Source organism: Paenarthrobacter sp. 10L420 (assembly GCF_056395385.1).
Genome location: NZ_JBFTJK010000004.1, coordinates 199,760 through 220,371, shown reverse-complemented (window position 1 = coordinate 220,371; position 20,612 = coordinate 199,760). Strand labels below are relative to the sequence as shown.

General features: G+C 60.9%; 20 protein-coding genes. 10 read left to right on the top strand and 10 right to left on the bottom strand.

Translation table 11 applies throughout. From position 1 onward, the window contains the following. Positions 1 to 259: 259 nt before the first annotated feature. The 9 genes from AC1DD5_RS09360 to AC1DD5_RS09320 form a co-directional block, all read right to left on the bottom strand. Entirely contained in the window at positions 260 to 1,003 is a 744-nt protein-coding gene (locus AC1DD5_RS09360) for a helix-turn-helix domain-containing protein (protein ID WP_477521221.1), read from the bottom strand. Between the two features lie 99 nt (positions 1,004 to 1,102). Further along, the gene (locus tag AC1DD5_RS09355) at positions 1,103 to 2,026 is read right to left on the bottom strand and encodes a sugar phosphate isomerase/epimerase family protein (RefSeq protein WP_442005886.1); all 924 of its coding nucleotides are present in this window, start codon (positions 2,024 to 2,026) and stop codon (positions 1,103 to 1,105) included. Positions 2,027 to 2,038: 12 nt separating this feature from the next. Then, a complete protein-coding gene (locus AC1DD5_RS09350; protein WP_442005885.1) occupies positions 2,039 to 3,142 on the bottom strand; it encodes a zinc-dependent alcohol dehydrogenase in 1,104 nt (367 codons plus the stop codon). A 52-nt stretch (positions 3,143 to 3,194) separates the two neighbouring features. After that, entirely contained in the window at positions 3,195 to 4,250 is a 1,056-nt protein-coding gene (locus AC1DD5_RS09345) for a maleylacetate reductase (RefSeq protein ID WP_477521220.1), read from the bottom strand. Next, the gene (locus tag AC1DD5_RS09340) at positions 4,247 to 5,194 is read right to left on the bottom strand and encodes a dioxygenase family protein (protein WP_442005883.1); all 948 of its coding nucleotides are present in this window, start codon (positions 5,192 to 5,194) and stop codon (positions 4,247 to 4,249) included. The genes AC1DD5_RS09345 and AC1DD5_RS09340 overlap by 4 nt, the downstream gene beginning before the upstream one ends. 44 nt (positions 5,195 to 5,238) lie before the next feature. After that, complete coding sequence (locus AC1DD5_RS09335; protein WP_442018273.1) at positions 5,239 to 5,967, bottom strand: SDR family NAD(P)-dependent oxidoreductase; 729 nt, start codon at positions 5,965 to 5,967, stop codon at positions 5,239 to 5,241. Positions 5,968 to 6,005: 38 nt separating this feature from the next. Beyond that, the gene (locus AC1DD5_RS09330) at positions 6,006 to 7,049 is read right to left on the bottom strand and encodes an ABC transporter permease (RefSeq protein ID WP_442005881.1); all 1,044 of its coding nucleotides are present in this window, start codon (positions 7,047 to 7,049) and stop codon (positions 6,006 to 6,008) included. Between the two features lie 68 nt (positions 7,050 to 7,117). Further along, a complete protein-coding gene (locus AC1DD5_RS09325; RefSeq protein ID WP_477521219.1) occupies positions 7,118 to 8,647 on the bottom strand; it encodes a sugar ABC transporter ATP-binding protein in 1,530 nt (509 codons plus the stop codon). Between the two features lie 62 nt (positions 8,648 to 8,709). After that, a complete protein-coding gene (locus AC1DD5_RS09320) occupies positions 8,710 to 9,771 on the bottom strand; it encodes a sugar ABC transporter substrate-binding protein (protein ID WP_477521218.1) in 1,062 nt (353 codons plus the stop codon). Between the two features lie 408 nt (positions 9,772 to 10,179). Between AC1DD5_RS09320 and AC1DD5_RS09315 the strand changes: the two genes are divergently transcribed. After that, complete coding sequence (locus AC1DD5_RS09315; protein ID WP_442005878.1) at positions 10,180 to 10,932, top strand: helix-turn-helix domain-containing protein; 753 nt, start codon at positions 10,180 to 10,182, stop codon at positions 10,930 to 10,932. A gap of 64 nt (positions 10,933 to 10,996) precedes the next feature. On the opposite strand, the gene AC1DD5_RS09310 is transcribed toward AC1DD5_RS09315, so the two are convergent. After that, a complete protein-coding gene (locus AC1DD5_RS09310) occupies positions 10,997 to 11,797 on the bottom strand; it encodes an SDR family NAD(P)-dependent oxidoreductase (RefSeq protein ID WP_442005877.1) in 801 nt (266 codons plus the stop codon). A gap of 328 nt (positions 11,798 to 12,125) precedes the next feature. Between AC1DD5_RS09310 and AC1DD5_RS09305 the strand changes: the two genes are divergently transcribed. From AC1DD5_RS09305 to AC1DD5_RS09265, 9 genes are all read left to right on the top strand, one after another. Then, complete coding sequence (locus AC1DD5_RS09305; protein ID WP_477521217.1) at positions 12,126 to 12,521, top strand: nuclear transport factor 2 family protein; 396 nt, start codon at positions 12,126 to 12,128, stop codon at positions 12,519 to 12,521. Between the two features lie 82 nt (positions 12,522 to 12,603). Beyond that, a complete protein-coding gene (locus AC1DD5_RS09300) occupies positions 12,604 to 13,233 on the top strand; it encodes a hypothetical protein (RefSeq protein WP_477521216.1) in 630 nt (209 codons plus the stop codon). After that, a complete protein-coding gene (locus tag AC1DD5_RS09295) occupies positions 13,230 to 13,538 on the top strand; it encodes an RES family NAD+ phosphorylase (protein ID WP_442005874.1) in 309 nt (102 codons plus the stop codon). Before AC1DD5_RS09300 ends, AC1DD5_RS09295 begins: the two co-directional genes overlap by 4 nt. A gap of 639 nt (positions 13,539 to 14,177) precedes the next feature. Then, entirely contained in the window at positions 14,178 to 15,614 is a 1,437-nt protein-coding gene (locus AC1DD5_RS09290) for a glycoside hydrolase (protein ID WP_477521215.1), read from the top strand. A gap of 39 nt (positions 15,615 to 15,653) precedes the next feature. Next, positions 15,654 to 16,988, top strand: a complete 1,335-nt coding sequence (locus AC1DD5_RS09285) for an ABC transporter substrate-binding protein (protein ID WP_477521214.1) — start codon at positions 15,654 to 15,656, stop codon at positions 16,986 to 16,988. A 46-nt stretch (positions 16,989 to 17,034) separates the two neighbouring features. Continuing rightward, positions 17,035 to 17,916: a carbohydrate ABC transporter permease gene (locus tag AC1DD5_RS09280; protein ID WP_442005871.1), complete on the top strand. Its 882-nt coding sequence runs from the start codon at positions 17,035 to 17,037 to the stop codon at positions 17,914 to 17,916. Further along, the gene (locus tag AC1DD5_RS09275; protein ID WP_477521213.1) at positions 17,913 to 18,821 is read left to right on the top strand and encodes a carbohydrate ABC transporter permease; all 909 of its coding nucleotides are present in this window, start codon (positions 17,913 to 17,915) and stop codon (positions 18,819 to 18,821) included. Before AC1DD5_RS09280 ends, AC1DD5_RS09275 begins: the two co-directional genes overlap by 4 nt. 38 nt (positions 18,822 to 18,859) lie before the next feature. Continuing rightward, on the top strand, positions 18,860 to 19,939 hold the full coding sequence (locus AC1DD5_RS09270; RefSeq protein WP_477521212.1) for a LacI family DNA-binding transcriptional regulator: 1,080 nt from the start codon (positions 18,860 to 18,862) through the stop codon (positions 19,937 to 19,939). A gap of 306 nt (positions 19,940 to 20,245) precedes the next feature. After that, the gene (locus tag AC1DD5_RS09265) at positions 20,246 to 20,548 is read left to right on the top strand and encodes a DUF4193 domain-containing protein (RefSeq protein ID WP_442005868.1); all 303 of its coding nucleotides are present in this window, start codon (positions 20,246 to 20,248) and stop codon (positions 20,546 to 20,548) included. The last annotated feature ends 64 nt before the right edge of the window (positions 20,549 to 20,612 follow it).

The window sequence follows — 20,612 nt, the reverse complement described above, 5'->3', positions numbered from 1 at the left end:
TGGTCATCCGCCCGTTCCCGGAACCCTGCAATGGTTTGGCTCACGCACGAGCACAAGCCATGAACCCCGGAATCAACAGCCTCCCGGTGAACCAACACCAACTCCAATGCGCGAAGGAACTCGGAGCGTCCGCGGCTGATCACGGAAGCCGCAACTGGAAGTAGAATTCTGAGACCAACCAACGGAACGCATTGCCCTACGGCCGTCTGGGGCTCCATTCCATGTTCCGTAAGACTTGTACGGACAGTTTGCGTCGGGCCTATGCAATGGGCGAGACGGTGTTGTCCGGGTCCTGGCTTCGCCGGCCGACCACCACCCAGATGGCTACACAGTCCTCGGTGAATGGATTGCTAAGCCGGTGTGGGAGGGACGATAAGAAATTGATGCTGTCCCCGGCGTTAAGCGTTCCCGACGAGGAGCCTGCCTCCACGTGGAGCTTTCCTTCAAGGATGTGGAAGTACTCATGCCCACCATGCCGCATGAGGTTGTCCGGCGGGCAGGATTCTGTGCCGCTTCGGTACGTCACGCGAAGCAGCTCCACGCTGGGGTCGTTCTCAGCGGTCAGCCGCTCCCAGAGGACACCGTCGACTCGTAGTTTTGGACGGTCCCTCGCTTCAAGCAGCCCTGGGAGTGGATTGGCCGCCATGGAGGTCACTGAATGGGTGACCCGGTGCTGGTCCTCCGCGGACTTGGTTTCCGCTTCCCCGGTTGCGACGGCGGTGTCAGCCATCCGGAGGTTCGTTACTGGAGACGGAATACTCAACAGGGCCCCATCCTGCATCAGGGTGTCCAGTGACAGGCCCAATTCGGAGACGAGGGCGTAAAGGGTTCCCACGGACGGTGACGTGCGGCCAAGCTCGATTTGTGAAACGAGGCTGGCGGAAACGTCTGCGCGGCGCGCGAGTTCGCGCAGGGACAGCCTGACGCTTTGCCGGGCATTCCGGAGCCGACTGCCAAGCTGTGTGGCCGCGTCCGATCGTTCCTCGGGGGCTGGTGCGCTCACGGTGTTCCGCTTCTTCTTAGGGTGCTTGTCGTGTTTGACCCACGCGCTGCCTCTTGCGGGCAGCGCGTGGGCCGGGAGTATTCAGAAAGCTCAGTCGCTTCAGACCTTTTCGGACTGCTCTGCGGCGATCAACTGGGACGCTGCCTCGAGTGTTGCCGCCGCCGAATCGTGGGCGCGGGCCAGGGCCCGGTCCAAGGGCAGGATCCGGTGTGATTCCGCGAGTATTTCCACACCCCAGTGACCCCGCCAGCCGGCGTCATAGATTGCCTTGACGAAGCTGACGGTGTCCAGGTCTCCCTCGCCGGGGTAGAGCCTCTCGTTGATGGTGTCTTCCCAGAGCGAACCGACAACGTCCTTGCGGGCATCATCGATTTCGACAATGAAGACCTTGTCCATCGGCAGGATGGAGGACAGATCTTCATAACGGGTCCCGCCGCGGCTGGTGTGCCAGGTGTCGACGGTGAGTCCGCCGTGCGGGTTGTTGACTTCGTTGATGAACTTCGCGCCGATTTCGATCGTCTTAAGGTTGTTCATCGGCATCGGTTCCAGGGCGACCCGCGTGCCTGCTTCGCCGGCTTGGGTGGCGAGCCGGTCGAATTCCTCGTGGAATGCGATCTCATCGACGGGCGCCGGTTCACCTTCGAGAGCAAGCTCCGCGCCGATCTTGATGGTCTTGACGCCGAGAATCTCCGCGGCGTTGAAAAGGATCTTGCGCCAGCGATCGGATTCCTCCCGTTCAGGGCCGTTCTTCCACCAATCGGCGAGGAATTCCATCTCGGCGTGGACGATGCCGTTGTCGTCCATCAGCTGGCGGAGTCCCTTAAGGCCAATGGTTTCTTCGATCTGTGGAAGGTCGGCGTGGATGAATCCAAGGCCTTTCCAACCGGCTTTGGCGGCGGCCTCAACCCGGGTCCGCACGTCAATGGGACTTGTTTCGTCGCCACGCAGCGGCGCTGCGTTTCCTGCCCAGGTCCAGCAGGAGGCCAGCAGGTCCCGGTTTTGAATGATGCTCGTGTCGTTCACATTCGTCCTTTGTTAGTTGGCTTTGGGGGTTGGGGAGCTTGGCCCGCCGTCGAGCGCTGTGTCGTCAGGGGCGAGCATGACCTTCGTTTCATGGCTGGAATCCTGTGCACGCTGCAGGGCTTCGTCCCCTCGGGAGAAGGGGACCACAGTGGAGACAATCTCACCGAGGTTCAGGCCCGAGTTGGCAACGAAACGGATCGCTGCCGGCCAAATTGCCACCGGCGCCCCGGTGGAGCTGGCGATTGTCAGGTTCCGTTCCTGGACAAGGCCCAATCGCGCGGGAGCGAATTTCGGAGTGGAGACACCCATCAGCAAGACACGTCCATTGTGGTCAGCGCTCTCGAGCGCAGCCGCTTGAGCCGCCGAGTTCCCGGAAGCCTCAATAACCACGTCTGCGAATGGCCGTCCGATGGCCTCTGATGCCGCAGTAGTGGTGTCCGGGTTCTCCAGGGGATTCACGGCAGCTTTTGCCCCCAGTTTCATCGCAGTGTCGCGACGAAGCGGACTGGGGTCGAACACGACGACGACCGCGCCTGCGGTGACTGCCTGCAGGACGGCGTTGAGGCCGATGGCTCCGAGTCCGTGCACGTGGACGGTGTCCGCAGCGCTGATTCCGCCGATTTTGGTCAATCCGTTCAGTACGCAGGCGAACGGCTCGATGACGGCGGCCGTAAGCATGTCCACCTCGGCGGGGATGTGGAAACACATGTCCGCCGGGACAGTGAAGAGCTCTGCTGCTGCTCCGTCGTGAGTGACGCCAAACCAGTCATTTCCACCCAGGTGTCCGTGGCCGAGCACCCGGTCCCCTGGGTGGAACCCTTCAACGTCAGCACCTGCTTCCACGACGAAACCTGACCATTCGTGGCCCATGACATGGGGATAGTTGATCTTGAAGGATTCCGGCATGCTGCCGTGCAGGATCTCGATATCGGTTCCGCACACCCCTACGTAGGCGGGCCGGATAAGGAGTTCGGTGGGCTTGGGCGATGTGACGGCTGTAGTGCCTGGCTCGACTGTGACGGTGGCGTTGGCGTCTTTGCGGACCAGAACGGCTGGGACAGTGCCCAGAGGGGGTACTGCGGATGCTGGCCGCACGTCTTTGACGGTCTCAGACATGATGTCTTCCTTCTGTAGGTTCAGGCAGCGGGTAGTAACGAGGTTCGTCGGCTTAGACGTCGCTGCCGTGGAGAGCCGCAGTGATGAGCTCCCGGATGCCCTCCGGCGTAACTTCCCTCGGGTTGGCGTAAGGGTTCTTGGTCGCGATTTCGACAATCTTGTCGATATCGGACTCCTTAAGGCCCAGTTCAGCCAGCGACGACGGCGCACCGAGGGCTACGCTCAACTTCTTGAAGTGCGCAGCGGGATTGTCTGAACCGGTTGCGCGCTGCAGGGCCGCGATCGCCTGCGGGGCGTGCTGGGCGTTGTAGGCCAGGGCATAGGGAAGCACCACTGTGTGGGTTTCGGCGTGGGGAAGGTTGAAGGTCCCGCCGAGAGTGTGGCACAACTTGTGGTGCAGGGACATTGTTGTTGCACCCAAAGTAGCTCCGCAGAGCCAGGCACCGTACAGGGCGTCGGAGCGGGCTTCGATGCTGGAGGGGCTTTCGGCGATCTTCGGCATCGCTTCGAGCAGTGCACGGGTGCCTTCCTCTGCCATCAGCGAGATAATCGGCGATCCGTCGGGAGCGTAGAGGGCCTCCACGGCGTGGGCGATGGCGTTGAATCCGCTGGTGATGGACATGGCCACCGGGAGGGTGACGGTAAGTTCCGGGTCGTAGATGACACTGGTGGGCAGAACTTTGGGATCGCGCCCGGTCTTCTTTTCGCCGTCGGCGGTCAGCCCCCACACCGGCGTCATCTCGGAGCCGGCGTAAGTGGTGGGGACGGCGATAATCGGCTGGCCGAACTCGAGTGCGATGGCCTTGCCCAGCCCCGTTGTCGATCCGCCGCCAACAGCAACGTACCCGTCGGCCTGAGCCGCTGCGGCTACCTCACGCGCCCTATGGGCAGATTCGATGGGCACGTGCATTTCAGCTTCCGCATGCACGCCGGCGCTGAGATCTCCCAACTGTGCGGAAACCTTTTCAGCGAGGTCCGCCTGGAAAGGGGTGGCAAGGACCAGAACACGCTTGAGGCCAAGTTTGACCACCTCATCGTTGAGGGAGGCAAGAGATCCTGCTCCAAAGCGGACGCGCATTGGAAGTGCCTGGTATTGAAAATCCTTCATTGGGTGTTCTCCTGTGCTTCGATAATCCGAGCAGTGGCCGGGGACATCACCGCGTTCTGGATAATGTCGGGGTCGACGAGGTCGGGGTGGATAACGATGTCGATCACTGCCTCCATGAACGGGGAGGCAAGCCCGTAGCGGGCTGCGTCGTCCGCTGAGGTGTTGGGCGCGAATTCGGCGATCAGGCTCTTCTTTACGGCGAAAACGGCGTCTGAGTCGATGTAGTCGCTGCCGGCAACAAAGATGTGGGTTGTCAGTTCCCGGAATCCGGGGGCGGTGACGATGAAGTGGATGTGTGCCGGCCTGTTCGGATGGCGCGCAGTGGCGTGCAGCAGGTCACCGACAGGCCCGTCGGTTGGTATCGGGTAATAGCTGGGGATAACGCTGCGGAAGTAGAACTCTCCGGCGGCGTTGGATGTGAACAGACCGCGTCCGTTGCCGATGCTTTGGATGCCGGGTTGCTGAACGTCGTAGAAGCCTTTGGTGTTTGCCTGCCAGATGTCGATGGAGGCATGCGGGACCGGTTCACCGGTGACGGACAGGATGCGACCCCGTACCAAGCAGATATCACCTTCGCTCTCGGGCGAAGCGTTCTCGCCCAGATCCCGTTTCGGGGATTCGACCATATGGAACGGCCCCAGAACGGTGGAGTCGGTGGCGTCCGGGGTTTCGGCGTCGTTGATCGTTTCCACCATCATCGACACGCCCAGCACGTCGGAAAGGAGGATGAACTCCTGGCGGACGGTGTCGCACTTCTGGCCTGTGGCGGTCAGGAAGTTGATGGCGGTTTCCCATTCTTCGATCGTCGGTTCGATTTCCCGGATGAAGTTGTGAAGGTGGGTGGTGAGGCTGGTCAGGATGGTCCGAAGCCGGTCATCCGGGGTGCTGCGGAAACTGTCGATGACTGCGGCAGTCAGTGTTCCGGGGCCGAGGTCCGTGCTCATGGTGCTGTTCCTTCCTTGGAGCTGGGGCGGCTGGTCAGTGGGGCTCAGATGCTGGTGAATCCGCCATCGACAACGAGTTGCGCGCCGGTGATGTATGAGGCCTTGTCGGAGGCGAGGTAGACGATCGCATCGGCGACTTCGCTGGCCTTTCCGGCCCTGTGCATAGGGGTCTTGGCGATCAGCTCATCTGAAATGGCCTGATCCTGGTTTTCCGTCAAGGGTGTTGTGATCAGCCCGGGGTGGACCGAGTTCACGCGGATCCCCTGCGCTGCCCAGGTGGCGGAGGCGTTCTTCGTCATCATCGTCACGGCACCCTTGGATGCCTGGTAGGCGGCGACGCCGGCTGCTCCGACAAGTCCCCAGATGGACGAGACGTTCACGATGGATCCGGATTCCTGCGCCAGCATGGCCGGTGCGACGAAGCGCATTCCCAGGAAGACCCCGGTCTGGTTGATGGAGATGATCCGGTGCCAGTCCTGGATGTCGATATCCGTGATCGATTCGTACGATCCGACCAGGCCTGCGTTATTGACCAGGACGTCGATCCGGCCGTGGGCCTGGAGCACTTCTTCCGTGAGTGCCTTCCAGCCGTCTTCTTCGGCGACGTCGAGGCGCCGCCACTGGATGGTCCCGTCAGCTGCGTCGCCGGCGGCTATGTCAGCTCCGTAGACGGTCGCACCCTGTGCGGCCAGTGCCGTAGCGGTCGCATAGCCGATGCCACTGGCCGCGCCGGTGACGATGGCGACTTTCCCGTCGAAGGATGGTGAACTCACGGTGTGATGCTCCTTGTTTTCAAGGGGTGGCGGATTGGTTACACGACGCGGCGGGTACTCCGGGAACCGGCGAAGTAGTTGAAGATCAGCGCGCTGAGAATGATGAGGCCGTAGATGGCTTTGATCCAGAATGAGGGCACCTGGGACAGGACCAGGATGTTCTGGATGATGCCCAACAGCAATACGCCGCTTAGCGCACCGACCATCGATCCCTTGCCGCCGTTAAGGCTGATGCCACCGATGACGGCCGCAGCGAACACAGTGAAGATGAGGCCGTCGCCCTGGTTGGCGGTCACGGATGCGATGCGGCCGGTGAGCATGAGACCGGCGAATGCGGCGATGATCGAGCCGGCGACGAACACTCCGATGGTCAGGCGCAGCGTCTTGATACCTGCCGCCGCTGCCGCTGCGTTGTTTCCCCCCATTGCGTAGAGTTTGCGGCCGACCGGGTGGCTGCGCATGAAGATGGCGGCAGCGACCAGGAAGATCACGAAGAGCCAGATCTGGATGGAAATCCCGAACCACTTGGCGTTGCCGAGGGCCAGGAACTCAGGGGGCAGGCCCGAGAGGGTCTTGCCGCCGGACAGGCCCATGGTCAGGCCCCGGAGGAGTGTGAGCATGGCGAGGGTGACCATGAAGGCGTTGAGCTTGAGCTTGCCGACAAGGAACCCGTTCGTGAATCCGATGACAATACTGAGGACAAACATGACCGCCATCGCGGCCCAGGGCGACCATCCAAAACCGGAGCCGCCGACCGCGGTGGGCAGGACCAGCCAGACGGCGAGCATCGGGGCCAGGCCCACGACGGATTCGAGGGAAAGATCGAAGTATCCGGAGATCAGGATGATGCTTTCAGCGATCACCACGATCCCAAGGACTGCAGAGGTGACGAGGACGTTGTTCAGGAGGTTGTTCGCCGTGAGGAACTGCGGGGACAGCACCGCGCCGACCACCATCGCCAGGATAATGGCGGGCAGCAGTGCCAGTTCACGTGCCCAGCCTGACGAGCGGGCTTGACCGATGATATTGACGGGCCGGCGGCTGGTCGGCGTACCCGCAACGGTCGGGGTATGCGTGGACATGGGAGTTTCTCCTTGGTTCTTTGGCTCTGTGGGTGTGGGCTGAAGGGGCGTGGCGGCAGTTTTCATTTTCATGCCGCTGCCTCCGCCCCCTGGATGGCGCCTACGAGTTCCCACTCTTCGTAGCCGGCGTCGAGTTCGGCGTGAATTTCGCCCCTGTACATGACGATGACCCTGTCGCAGATTTCCAGGTCCGTGTCGTCCGTGGAGACGATCAGCAGGGACCTTCCGCTTTCGCGCAGCGCCCGGAGTGATTCGTAGATGGACTCCTTGGCCGTTACGTCCACACCGGCAGTGGGATGGACGAGAACCAGCGTGTCCGGGTCGGACGCCAGAGCCCGTGCGAGCACGACCTTCTGCTGATTGCCTCCGGAGAGCTCTTCGACGGCCTGCGTGGGTCCGTCACATTTGATGGCCCAGGCTCCGGACAGTGCTGTGAAGCGCTCGCGGCGTCGGCCTGAATTGATAAGGCCGCCGCGGCCGCGAAGCCGGTCCACGATGGTCAGGGTGGCGTTCTCCTCTACCGACATCTCCGGGACGTAGCCGTTGACGTGGCGGTCTTCTGGGACGAAACCCACGCCAGCGTTGATGGTCTTGATGACGTTGCCTTGACCAAGGGTGTGGCCGTTGTGCTCCACCGTGCCCTTATCCAGCGCGAGCTGACCGGCGATGGCCTGCGCGAGCTGGACGTGGCCTGCCCCATCGAGGCCTGTCAGCCCGACGCATTCCCCAACGCGGATTGTCAGGCTCGCTCCCAGGACACGGGAGCCGAGGGCGGCGCCGGTAACAGTCAGGCGCGTGTCGCCCAATTGGTCCTGGCGGCGATGTGCGCCAACGGTACCTTTCTTTGCGGCCGCAGCTTCTTCCTCACTCACCCCTGCCATAACATTGACGATTCGACTAACGGTAAGGTGCGACGTCTGGGCAGTCAGGACGTCCCGTCCATCGCGCAGGATCGTGACAGAGTCGCAGACCTTGAAGATTTCCTCAAGGTGGTGGGACACATAAATGACCGTGACTCCGCGCTGGCGAAGGCTGTTGATCTGGGCGAAGAGTTCGTGGGATGCCCCTTCATCGAGTCCGGCAGTGGGTTCATCCAGAAGAAGGATCCGTGGTCCCCGAGACAGCGCCCGGCAGACTTCGACGATCTTCTTTTCCAGCGGTTCAAGGTCAGCAACCACCTTGTCGGCAATGCGCTCGTAGCCCCAATCTTTGAGCTGGTCAGTGGCCGTCCTGCGGATCGCGGACCAGTCCACGCTCCCCCAGCGCTTTCGCGGGTAGGCACCAAGGCTGATGTTTTCCGCCACCGTCAGTTCCGGCACCAGGGTGCTTTTCTGATAGACGCAGGCGATGGAATCAGACCCGGGGCCTTCGGTGACTTCACCGTTGGCGCCCTGGATGTGAATGGTGCCGGAGTCCGGCGTCACCAGGCCGGTGAGCATCGCTATCAAAGTGGACTTTCCTGCCCCGTTCCGACCGAGCAGGGCCCGGGATTCGCCTGAACGGACGATCAGGTTGGCATCTGTCAACGCCTGAGTGGAACCGAAGGACTTCTGGAGCCCACGAATCTCGATGGCATTTTGCGTGTTAACTGTGACCACGATGTCACCCTTTCTCAAATTCAGTCTTCACCCAGGTCCTGCCCGAGGGAAGGAGGGGGCAGCTACTTCTTGTTGCCCCAGAGGTTTTGGTCATCAACGTTGGCTTTGGTGATAACCGGGGAAGGAAGCATGTCAGCCAGGTTTCCCTTGTAGTCGACGATCTCGCTGCCATGTTCGGACGGGCCGACTTTGTATTCCTTGCCGGCGATAGCGTCCTTAAGGTACTGGACTCCGTACTTGCCGTAGAGGTCCACGGGCTGGGAAACGACGGCATCAACGTGGCCGGAACGAATGGCTTCCAAGGATCCCTTGGATCCGTCAATCGTCACCAGGGGAACGTGGCCAGGCTGTCCGGCGGGAGCCCACTTGCTCTGGCCTTCCATTACGGTCTGTACGCCGGAGAGCATCACTGAGTCACTGGCTAGGAAGACCGCGTCGATCTTGGACGTGCTCAGAACCGTTTGAGCATTCTCTACAGCCTTCGCGGATTCCCAGTTGGTGTCTTTCTTGATGATCTGCATGCCGGGGAACTTGGCCGACATGCAGTCGCTGAATCCCTTGTCGCGGTCGAATCCCGACGTCGTTGACAGCGCGCCGTGCAGCTCCAGCACCGTGCCCTTGCCACCGGTGAGCTTGCCGATCTGTTCACAGACACTGGTGCCCATGGCAACATTGTCAGCCCTGATGTTCATGTAGATCTTGCCGCCGTTGGCTGCGGTGTCCACTGTCACCACCGGGATGTTGGCGGCATTCGCGGCCTGGATAGCCGGAACGACGGCATCACTGTCCCGGGGGATGGTCACAAGGCCTTTGACGTTCTGGGAAATCAGTGTGTTGATATCGGTCACCTGCTTGGCGGGGTCGCCTTCAGCGTTGGATGCCGGGAGCATGTTCAGGCCGTTTGAGTTGGCCTCGGTGACGACCGAGTCAACCAGACCCGCAGTGAAGGGGTTGTCGAGGACACCTGCTGAGAAACCAACGGTGGGCTTCTCATCAGCACCTCCAGGTGCTGCACCCCCGCCACAGGCGGAAAGCGCGACAGTGGCGCTGGCGAGCACGGCGACACCGATGTGGCGACGGCTCAGTTTGAATGCGGAGGCGCCTTTGCGATCCTGCACCATCATTTGCTCCTAATTAGAAGGTAGATATACACGGTGGAACTCTTCTTGTTCCGGGGCGGTCCGTCCTCGGCTTCGAGTACCGGGCGCTTGTCGAAAACTTTGGCCGGCGGTGGCGACTGGGAAATCCTCCATTAATGGCCAGCCGTCGGCTTCATCACTCCTCAAATGTAAAGTGACACACCCCACACTGTCAAGTAATACAGCACATTGAACTTTACAGCTGGAGGTCCAAACTCGCAGTCGTGCTGGCTGAAGTCTAAATAAACAGCCAAATATCGCCAGAGCGGGCAAGAGAAGGGTAAACTGGCGTGAGCGCAGACTTTACATTGTGGCCAGCTAAGTGGTCGCTTGGTGGACAGACATATCAACGACTGGCTCGCATGCCGGGTTGGATCGCCGGAAAGGCCCACGATGAGTATTCAAGAGACAATACCGGCTACAGAAGAGGGTCGCGCCCAACTGGGCGGTCAGCTCCGGGCCGCACGGACCAAGGCGAAAATCTCCCTCCGGGAGCTCGCCCGCCGGGTCGGCATCTCCGCAAGTTTTATGTCGCAGGTCGAACTGGGCCGTGCCGTCCCTTCCATCGGAACCCTGTACACCATCGTGTCCGAACTGGGACTGTCGCTGGACTCGCTGATGAGCGGTGAGCACTCGGGGCCAGCCCAGCAGGCCAATGACGCCAGCGCCAAAGCGTCAGCGAACAAACTGAACGGTGTTTCCGCGTTCGTCCCTCCGGCAGGTTCCCTGCCAGGAATCCAAAGGGCCAGCGACCGTCCGGAGATCAACATGGGAGGCGTCCGCTGGGAGCGGCTTACGGAACGGGCGGATCCGTTGGTCGAGTTTTTGCGGGTGACGTACGCACCCGGGAGCGAGTCCTGTGCCGCGGACGCCTTGATGCGCCACCCTGGATGGGAGTACATCCACATACTTTCTGGCCACCTGAACGTTCAGGTCTCCTTTGACGGCGATGTTCTCGGGCCGGGAGACAGCATGAACTTCGACTCGAACGTGCCGCACCGTCTCAGTAACACCTCCGGTGAAGACTGCATCGCCATCTGGGCAGTAGTCGGCCGTCAGGGTTTCGCCCATCCTCTGGACCTCGCCAGGGCGAGGCACGGATCCGACGACGGCGATTCCGCGGCGATTGGCCACTCACACTCCTGATTTCTACCCCTTCGTGCCGTCCATCCGTTGCCCTGCCGACGGGCGTCAAGGACGGACTGAGAACCTAGATAAGTCCGCGGATACTGCCGCCGTCCACGCCCCAGACGGATCCGGTGACGAAACTGGTAATCGGGCTGCAGAGCAGGGCGATGATGCGTGCCACTTCCTCCGGAGTGCCCAGCCGTTCCAGTGGCAGCTGACGCAGCTTCATTTCGTGCTCGACCGCCGCCTGGCGTTCCATCCCGTGAAGGGTGGCAAAGGTGTCCGCGAAACCGCCCGGTTTGGTCCAGAACGGTGTCCAGATTGGCCCAGGAGCGACCGCATTGACGCGGATCTTCGGACCCTCTGCGCGGGCAATAGACTTCGTCAGCGCCAGCACTGCCGCCTTGCTTGCCGAGTAGTCAACAGGCTGGGCTTCAGGCTGGCGGGCCAGATCGGAGGCATTGTTGACGATGCATGGCGCCGTTGATTGACGAAGCGTAGGCAGGGCGGCCCGGATGGTGCGTACGTAGCTCATGAAGTTCAACTCCATCGTCCGCTGCCAGTCTTCGTCTGAGATCTGCTCGAAAGTCCGGACCGCCCCGGAGCCGACGTTGTTGACCAACAGGTCAAGGCCGCCGAGCTGGCTAATGGCCTCAATGACCGCGTTGGTGGTGGCTTCGCCGTTGGTGAAGTCCACGACGGCGGGGACAATCCGGCCCGGATTGTCCGCCGCCAGTTCTTCAAGCTCGGTCAGAGCCGATTTGTCGATGTCCAGCGCTGCCACCGTTGCCCCCTCTGCGGTCAACAAAAGTGCGGTCGCACGCCCGATGCCCTGGGCGGCACCTGTCACGATGGCCTTCTTGCCGGTCAGTTCCAATTCCATGAGATCTACCTTTCGGTCCGCACTACGGCAGCGCTGGTTGTGGTGGCGAAGGATTCGAGGACGACGTTAAGTGATTCAACACACAGCTGTCAAGTAAAAGGTTACATAGTTGTTCGAAGCGAACCCAAGCTTGAACGCTCAGAAACTGCGAAAAGTGCCTAATTACTGCGCACTACCCGGCGTCTAACGGCGCCCGAGCGATAAGACGTGGCAGGGGCCTGGCTGCTTGGAGCGAGAGATTCGTCAACTATTAGTTGACACTCTTCTTGTCGTCAATTACCTTGGAAGCAGACTGGGGTCAAACACTTCAAGCAAGGAGAGCGCTTTCGTGGATAACGCCACCGCAGCCGAGAAAAACCAGATCGAAACGTTGGAGGCGAAACGCTACCAAGCCGTAGTCGATGGTGACTACGCTGCCTTTGAAGACCTCTGCCACAAGCAGCTGGTGTACACCCATTCACTCGGCGACAGGGACACGTTGGGCAGCTACCTGGAAAAGCTTCGCAAAGGGTTCTACAAGTACCACCGAATCGACCACCCCATTGAAGACATCCTCCTTATCGGGGACACGGCACTGGTGTTCGGCGAGATGAACGCAGATCTCACTGTCAACGGAAACCATAAAACCCTTGCCAACAGTGCCCTGTCTGTATGGGTCAAGGAGGATGAAACCTGGAAGTTTCTGGCCTACCAGCCGACGCCCCGGAAGCCTGCCGCCGCGTAGATCGAGGGGCAAACGAACGAACGCGATGTCTTTCACAGATGACAAAAGTCATCTGTATCAACCGTCATTGTCAGGAGGAGAAATGGTGACCTCACGGCGGGACGTGATCCTGAAAAAGAAGGCGATAGCCGCTCGTCGGCGTGCTGCAGGCGGCTCTTTCGCCACCAAATCCTCCCCCTCCACCGTGAAGGAATTCTCCGAGGTTGTCGGCGTCGATGCATGGATCCTAAAAAGGGCTCTCAGTGAAGCGAACAGCATCTCCGCCTTGGGAGCCGCGATTGCGTCCAATCCGGATACGCCCTCTCCTGAACTTGTCCGCAGCCTGCAGGCGGAGGAGAACTGGTGGCGGCGGATCGAGAACGAGTTGCCGTCCATGAGCAGCACTGAGACGGCAGCTTTCCTTGGCGCCAAGGCCACCAACCGGAACTTCGCGTCGTCGCAGCGGTCCGCCGGGAGGCTGCTCGGGTATGCCCGCCGCCAGGCCATCCGCTACCCGAAGTTCCAATTCGATCTGCAGCGCGGTACCGTCCTTCTTGTCATTCCAGAGCTAGTGGCGCTCACCCGCGGTCTCGACGTCCCGGACGAAGACCTGGTCTTATGGATGGCAACCCCTTCATCGGCATTCGCTGATCAGCGCCGGCCAGTGGACCATCTCAACGACCGGGAACAACTGCTCGCCGCGGCTGAGGCCCACTTCGAGGCCATCTGGTGACGGTCGTCTGGCCCACGACCCCGGAGCCACCCGACCCCTTCGAGCCACGCATCGGAGTCTTGGCACTTGGGACCATCCTCCACCGTATTCACTCCAACCGGTTCCGGCCCAACCAGTTCAACCCCGGGCCCCAGGGCGCCGGCCGGTTCCACTTCTTCGGCGACCCCATGGTCCCGGCCCTGTACCTGTCCGAAACCCGGGAAGCTGCCTTGGCTGAGACCCTGCTGCACGATGTCCCTGTTGGCGCCCCGGCGACGCTTCCCGCAGCATTTACGCCAACAGTGTCTTGGCGGGGCTGGAGTTGAAGCGGCAGGTTCGGATCGCAGAATTTTTCGGACTGGGCCTTCGTGCGCCCGGAATCGAGGCCACCCAACTTACAGACACCCCGATGGATAACTACCCACAGACGCGCAAATGGGCACAGGCAGCCCACTCCGCAGGGTTTGACGGCTCGGTTGGATGTCTAGACGCGACAACAGTGCCAGAGCCAACGTGCTATTTGGTGACAGGTTTCAGGAAGACCACCTTGAAGTAGTCCCGGGAAGCGGACTTGCCTTCGCCGCGGCTGACGGCTTCAGCTGGCTCGTGAATACCTGTGCGCCCCTCAAAGTCGACGTTCTCGCGAGGTAGCAGGAGGCCCCGCCGACGAAGGAGAAGCCCGGTCCGACTTCCCGGAGAGTTTCGGTGATCCGGCTGGTCAGAGCGTTTCGTGCTGAACTGCCGGCTCCATCGGCCGCCGAGCAAGCAAGATCGCCAGCAACCAAAACAACTGTGACTCAACAAAGCAGCTGGCCGAGTCATAAAGGTCGAGTCGGTCCATGCCCCGCCCCGAAACTAGACCATAGAAGGCGCGAAACAACTTTTGCTAAAACGCTTGACCACCCTCACGATTAACGCTAACTTACTAGTGATCAAACGCTTTAGCAGAATGGACATCAGCGCAGATGAAACGCTCAGTCTTCTTCCAACCCGCCAACGGATGGGTTGGGGACCTCATCCCCTTCGAAAAGGACGGCGAGTTCTGGCTCTTCTACCTTCACGAAGACCGTACGGACCCGAAACCCGGCACTTCATGGAATCTGGTCACCACCAAGGACCTCACGGAGTTTGAGAACCACGGCGTATCCCTGCATCACGGCAGCGAAACCGACGTGGACTTCAACGCCTACACAGGCAGCATCGTCGTCGACGACACCGGCGTCCATCACCTCTTCTATACCGGCCACAACCCCCGGAACCTCGGCCCCGACGGCGCGCCCCTGCAGCTGGTTATGCACGCCACGAGCACGGATGACATGCGGAGCTGGGTAAAGCATCCGGAACTCACATTCGGCGCCCCGGACGGCTACGAGTCCGGTGACTGGCGGGATCCCTTCGTGTTTCGCGATGAAAGCAAAGGCCAGTGGAGGATGCTGCTGGCGGCACGCCACTCCGCCGGACCGGAACGGCGCCGAGGCGTCATCGCACAGTGCGTGTCCACTGATCTCATGACGTGGCAGCACACCGAACCATTCTGGGACCCGCGCCGCTACATCACCCATGAGTGCCCCGACGTCTTCTCCTGGGGCGACTGGTGGTACATGGTGTACTCCGAGTTTTCCGAATCGTTCACAACCCGCTACCGAATGGCCAAGAGCCCCGACGGCCCGTGGACCGTACCCAATCTTGACAGCGTCGACGGCCGCGCCTTCTACGCATCCAAGTCCGCAGAGCGCCATGGTCGCCGCTTCTTCTTTGGATGGATCGCAAGCAAGGAAGGCAACACCGACGACGGTCCCTGGCAGTGGGCCGGCACGATGTCCGTCCTGGAAGCACGCCAGAACCCCGACGGAACACTGGGATTCTCCTTCGCCGACGAACTCGTAGACAGCTTCTGGGAAGACGTCCCGGTAACCCTGCCAGCCGAACTGCCCACACGACTGGACGTACCGGACGGGTACACCGCCATCGTGTCCGAAGAAGAACTGCCCAGCCAGTTTTACGCCAAGGCAGTACTGGACATTGACCCCAACACCACCGAATGCGGGCTGTTGCTCCGATCAAGCCAGGACGGGGATCAGTCCTACGTCCTGCGCCTGGAACCGAAGCGCGGGCGCATGGTTTTCGACCGGTGGCCAAGGAAGATCACCGGCGATGCGCAGTGGCATGTCTCCGGGGACATCCCGTTCGACATCGAATTGGAACGCCCCTGCCACCTGCCTCCCGGCGAACACACGCTGGAAGTCATCGTCGACGGGGACCTGTGCGTTGCCGTTGTTGATCGGCAGGTCGCCCTCAGCACCCGGATCTACGACTTGCCGGTGGGGCGGATAGGCATCTTCACCGGGGAGGGCTCCGCTGCTCTTACCGAACTTCAGATACGTAAACGCACAGACAACTAAACACCACCACTTTCGGCTCAAATCAAAGGAGATTGTTCCATGAAGAAACTGATTCGCACGGCTGCGGTCGCGGCCATAGCTGCGCTGTCCCTGGCCGCCTGCGCCGGGGGAGGGGCCGGCGGCCCTGCCAATGTGAGGCCCACCGGCGAGATCAAACCGAGGGAAATCTCATGGCTGCTCTCTCGCCCAGCGGACGGGGCAGTAATCAACATCATGAAGAAGGTCGCGGACGACTATGCCAAGGACCACCCGGGCTTCTCGCTGAACCTCATCACCACCCCGGACCGCCCCTCATATATCCAGAAACTCGAGACCCTCGCCGCCGCGAACAAGCTTCCCGAGCTTTTCGACACGGATGCCACACCGTTCGCCCAACAGCTTGCCAAGCAGGGCAAGATGGTTGACGCGGAAAAGCTGCTCAAAGACCTGGGCGTGTATGACAACTACCGACCCAACGCCCTGAACTACCAGCGATTCGACGACGGATCGCTGTACATGATCCCGTTCCAATTCGAACTGGAGTTCATCTGGTACAACAAGGCCTTGCTGCAGCAGGCTGGCGTCCCGGTACCGAAGTCGCTGGACGACATCCCCGCGATGTGCACCGCACTGCGCAACGCGGGAATCACCCCGATCGCCATCGACGGGCAGGACCAGTGGCCCCTGGAACGCTACATGGCCTACCAGCCGTTCAGGACAGCGGGTCCCGACTTCCTCCAGAAGCTGAAGAAGGGCAACGCGAAGTTCTCTGACGCGGCCGGGAAGAAGGCCGTTGACTGGCTGGCTGCCCTGGGCAAAAACAAGTGCTTCCAGGATGGCTTCTCCTCCCAGGGCTACTCCGACGCCCAGAACGTTTTCACCTCCGGGAAGGCAGCGATGTACAACATCGGCACGTGGGAATTGCCAAGCCTGGCGACTGACAAGCTGAACCCGGCAGTTCGGGACAATATTGATTTCCTCACCCTCCCGACAACTGAAGGATCCGTCACCGCTGCCAACGAATACGTCTCGCCGTCCGGAATCGGCATGGCTGTCAATGCCAAGACCTACGACCCGCTCGTCAGCGACTTCCTCAAGTTTGCCCTGACGAAATACCCTTCCGAGTATGCGGCGACCGGCGCTCTTTCACCGACGACCAACGTGCAGACCGCCACCCCGGCCAATGCGACTCCCCTGTACAAGAAGGCCCTCGAGACGGCAAACGACCTGGGAGATCAGCAGGCCATGCCGTGGGATACCCAGCTGGACCCGACAACTGACTCACGGCTCAAGCAAGAACTCGTGCTCCTCGTCCAAGGCGACATCACGCCGGAACAGTTCACCAGCACGATGGACAGCACCATCGCGCAGAACGCACCGAAGTTCTTCAAATAACACATAGCGGTGGGGGGCTTCGGCCCCCCATCCGAAAGGCCCCACCATGCTCCCCAACAGGTCTCGACTCTCAGTCCTGGTTTTCCTGCTCCCACCCCTGCTGCTCTACGGCGCCGCCGTACTGTTCCCCATCCTCCAGTCCCTGTTCCTCAGCTTCTTCTCCTGGAACGGCATCAGCGACATGGAGTTCGTCGGCCTCGCCAACTACCTACGGATGTTCACCGGCGACGACGTCTTCTGGCGTTCCTTCTTCAATGCACTCGGCTACCTGTTCATCTGTCTGGTCCTGCAGCTCGGCGGTGCGCTGCTTGTCGCCACCCTACTCACCTCTCTACGCCGCGGCCGCGAACTAATTAAGACTCTTTACCTGCTGCCGGCCGTGATCTCCACCGTGGCTATCGCATTCCTCTTCGTGCGGATCTACTCGATCGACCCGGTGGGTCTGCTCAACCAGGTGCTGCAGTGGATCGGCCTCGGCACCCTTGAACACGCATGGCTCTCAGACGTGAACACCGTCCTCACGGCAGTATCGGTACCGGAAGGCTGGCGCTTCACGGGGCTGTACATGCTCATCATTTACGCGGCCTTGCTATCCGTTCCGCAGGAACTTGAGGAAGCCGCCCGCCTCGACGGTGCGTCACGGTGGCAACTGTTCACCAAGATCCGCTTCCCGCACATCCGGCCCGTGTGGATCACCACCACGATCATGGCGACCACTTACGGCCTGCGCGGATTCGACATCCCCTATCTGATGACCAACGGCGGCCCCGGACAGTCCTCGGAACTGCTGACCACCTACATGTACAAGACAGCTTTCACCAGCACTGACTTCGGCTACGCCAGCACCATCTCGGTATTTATCGTCGTCGAGTGCCTGGTCGCCGTCGGACTCATCCTTCTCATGCTCAAACGAAAGGCGGACGCATGACCGCGCAAGCAGCTCGGATCACTAGGCCCCCTGCAACATCAGAAAGCAGGCCACCACTGCCCACGTGGCGCAGGCGCAAACGAAGCCTGCACGGCACCCTGTCAAAGGTCCTCATCGCGCTCATCGTCATCGTGCAGGTCTACCCGCTCGCATGGCTTTTCATCACCAGTCTGCGCACCGAAAATGACTTCGCTACGGGCGACCCGTTTGCCCTGCCCAAGGCGATCACATTCGATAACTACGCCCGCGCGTTCGAGACCGGCAATCTCGGGATGAACATCGTCAACAGTTTCATTGTCACGATGGGCGCCAACCTGCTGATCGTGCTTCTGGGCATGATGGCGGCCTATGCCCTGCAGGTCCTCGGCTTTCGGTTCAGCAAGTTCGTCCGCAGCTTGTTTTTGATTGGCATCATCGTGCCCGTGCAGATCGCGCTGGTACCGCTTTTCATCGACTACTCGACCGTTAACCTACTCGACACCTACCCGTCGATGATCATTCCCCTGGCGGGATTCGCTCTTCCGATGTCGATCTACCTTTTCTCCTCCTTCTTTGAATACATCCCTCGCGAGACATACGAAGCCGCCTCGCTGGACGGCGCGGGCCCATACCGGATCTTTGGGCTTATCACCCTCCCCCTCTCCGTGAATACTGTGGTCACAGTCGTTCTGGTCAACAGCATCTTCATCTGGAACGATTTCATCTTCGCCAACACGTTCGTCCTCTCTGAGGGACTCAAGACGATCCCACTGGGCCTGCAAAACTACATCGGAGCCATGGGAAAAACCGACTGGACGGCCACCTTTGCCGCGGTCTGCGTCACGATCACGCCCCTGCTGCTGGTGTTTCTCGTGCTGAACAAGGCGATGATCCAAGGCCTCGAGAGCGGGGCGACGAAGGGGTGATGCCCATACCAGCCGGATATACTCCCGATGGAGGGCAAATGATTTCGCAGAAGAAAAATTCGGGCAACGCGGCCACCCCCGACGTTCCTGTCAAAATAGGCCGCGCGCATCCGGTTACCCTCCGCGAAGTTGCTGAAGCGGCCGGCGTGTCCACTGCCACGGTCTCCCTGGTCATCAACCAGAAGAAGAATGCCCGCATTGCAGATAAGACGCGTCAACGCGTCCAGGACGCAATCCGGCAGCTTGGATACCGCCCCAATGCAATGGCCAAGACCCTGGTCAGCGGCACCTCACGGTTCATCGGGCTGGTGGCAGACGGCGTCGCCACAACCCCCTTCGCCGGCCAGATTATCCACGGCGCGCAGGACGAAGCATGGAAACACGGGTACGCCCTGCTGATCGCCAACACCGAGGGCAACCGCGACCTGGAAAAGGACGCGATCGCCATGATGCTGGAATACAAGGTACGCGGCATCCTGTACTCGACGTGGTTCCACCGGCCGACCGACATCCCGGAAACCCTGCGTGAGGCGGACTTCGTCCTCGTCAACTGCTTCGCTACAGAGCCCGGGGCAGCCCGCGCTGTCGTCCCCGACGAAGCACAGGGCGGGCACTCCGCCACGGAGATACTGCTCAACGCCGGCCACCGACGCATCGCCTTCATCAATGCCACCATCCCCGCACCGGCAAAAGACGGACGGCTCCAGGGCTACAAAGACGCGTTGGCTGCCGCGAGCATTGGGTTTGACCCTGACCTGGTCATGGAAGCCTACCCCGACCAGGAAGGCGGATACGGCGCCACCGAAGAGCTGCTCAAACGCAAGGTCACCGCCGTGTACTGCTACAACGACCGCATGGCCATGGGACTCTACGACGGACTGCGGGAACACGGGCTGTCCATCCCTGACGACATTGCCGTGGTCGGATTCGACAACCAGGAAGTCATCGCAGCCCACCTTCGGCCGCCGCTGTCCACAGTGTCACTGCCGCACTACGAACTCGGGGCGGCAGGAGTACGCATGCTGCTGGGCTTGGACGAAGCACCCATCGACTCCGCAGTGAAGATTGCGTGCCCCACCGTAGAACGCGCATCCGTGGCTGCGCACTCGCCCGTATAGGTTTCGAGCACCCGGCTGGACTCGGGCGGTTCTGAGCCACCACGTCCGGCGGTCTGCCGGAAGATCGAACAAACGATGTTGCAAATCAGGGCTCCGGCGCACATTCGTCATGTCGTCGAGTGTCTGTCTTGTCCAAAAGAACGACGACATGCCCCCACGGCAATTGTGCAACGGCTTGTTGGACAATGGGGTCCGCGCGGGAGAATCCGGCCAAGACGCGGCGAATTTTTATCCCCGGGAACAATGTCGCCACGGTGCGCGTTGCAGTGTCGTCAGAATCGAACACCAGAAAAGAGAATCACCTAAGTGGCAACTGATTACGACGAAGTCCGCTCCGACGTTAAGGAATCCCAGGACCGCTCGCTGGAGGCACTGAAGTCTGCCAACGCACCCGATGCCCGCAGCGTCGTCACGGAATTGGACGAGGCCGATGCGTTCGATGAGGGCTTGACGCCCGGCGGTGAAATTGTCTCCGAGGAACTCATCGTTCAGGTCATTCCCCAGGCCGAGGACGAATTCACCTGTTACTCCTGCTTCTTGGTCCGGCACCGGTCCCAATTGGCACGCGAAGCCAACGGCCACTCATACTGCATCGAGTGCGAAGGCTAAACCCATTGCCGTAGGTACCACCACGAACCGAACAGCATCGCAGAATCGCGCCCAGGCGGCTGGC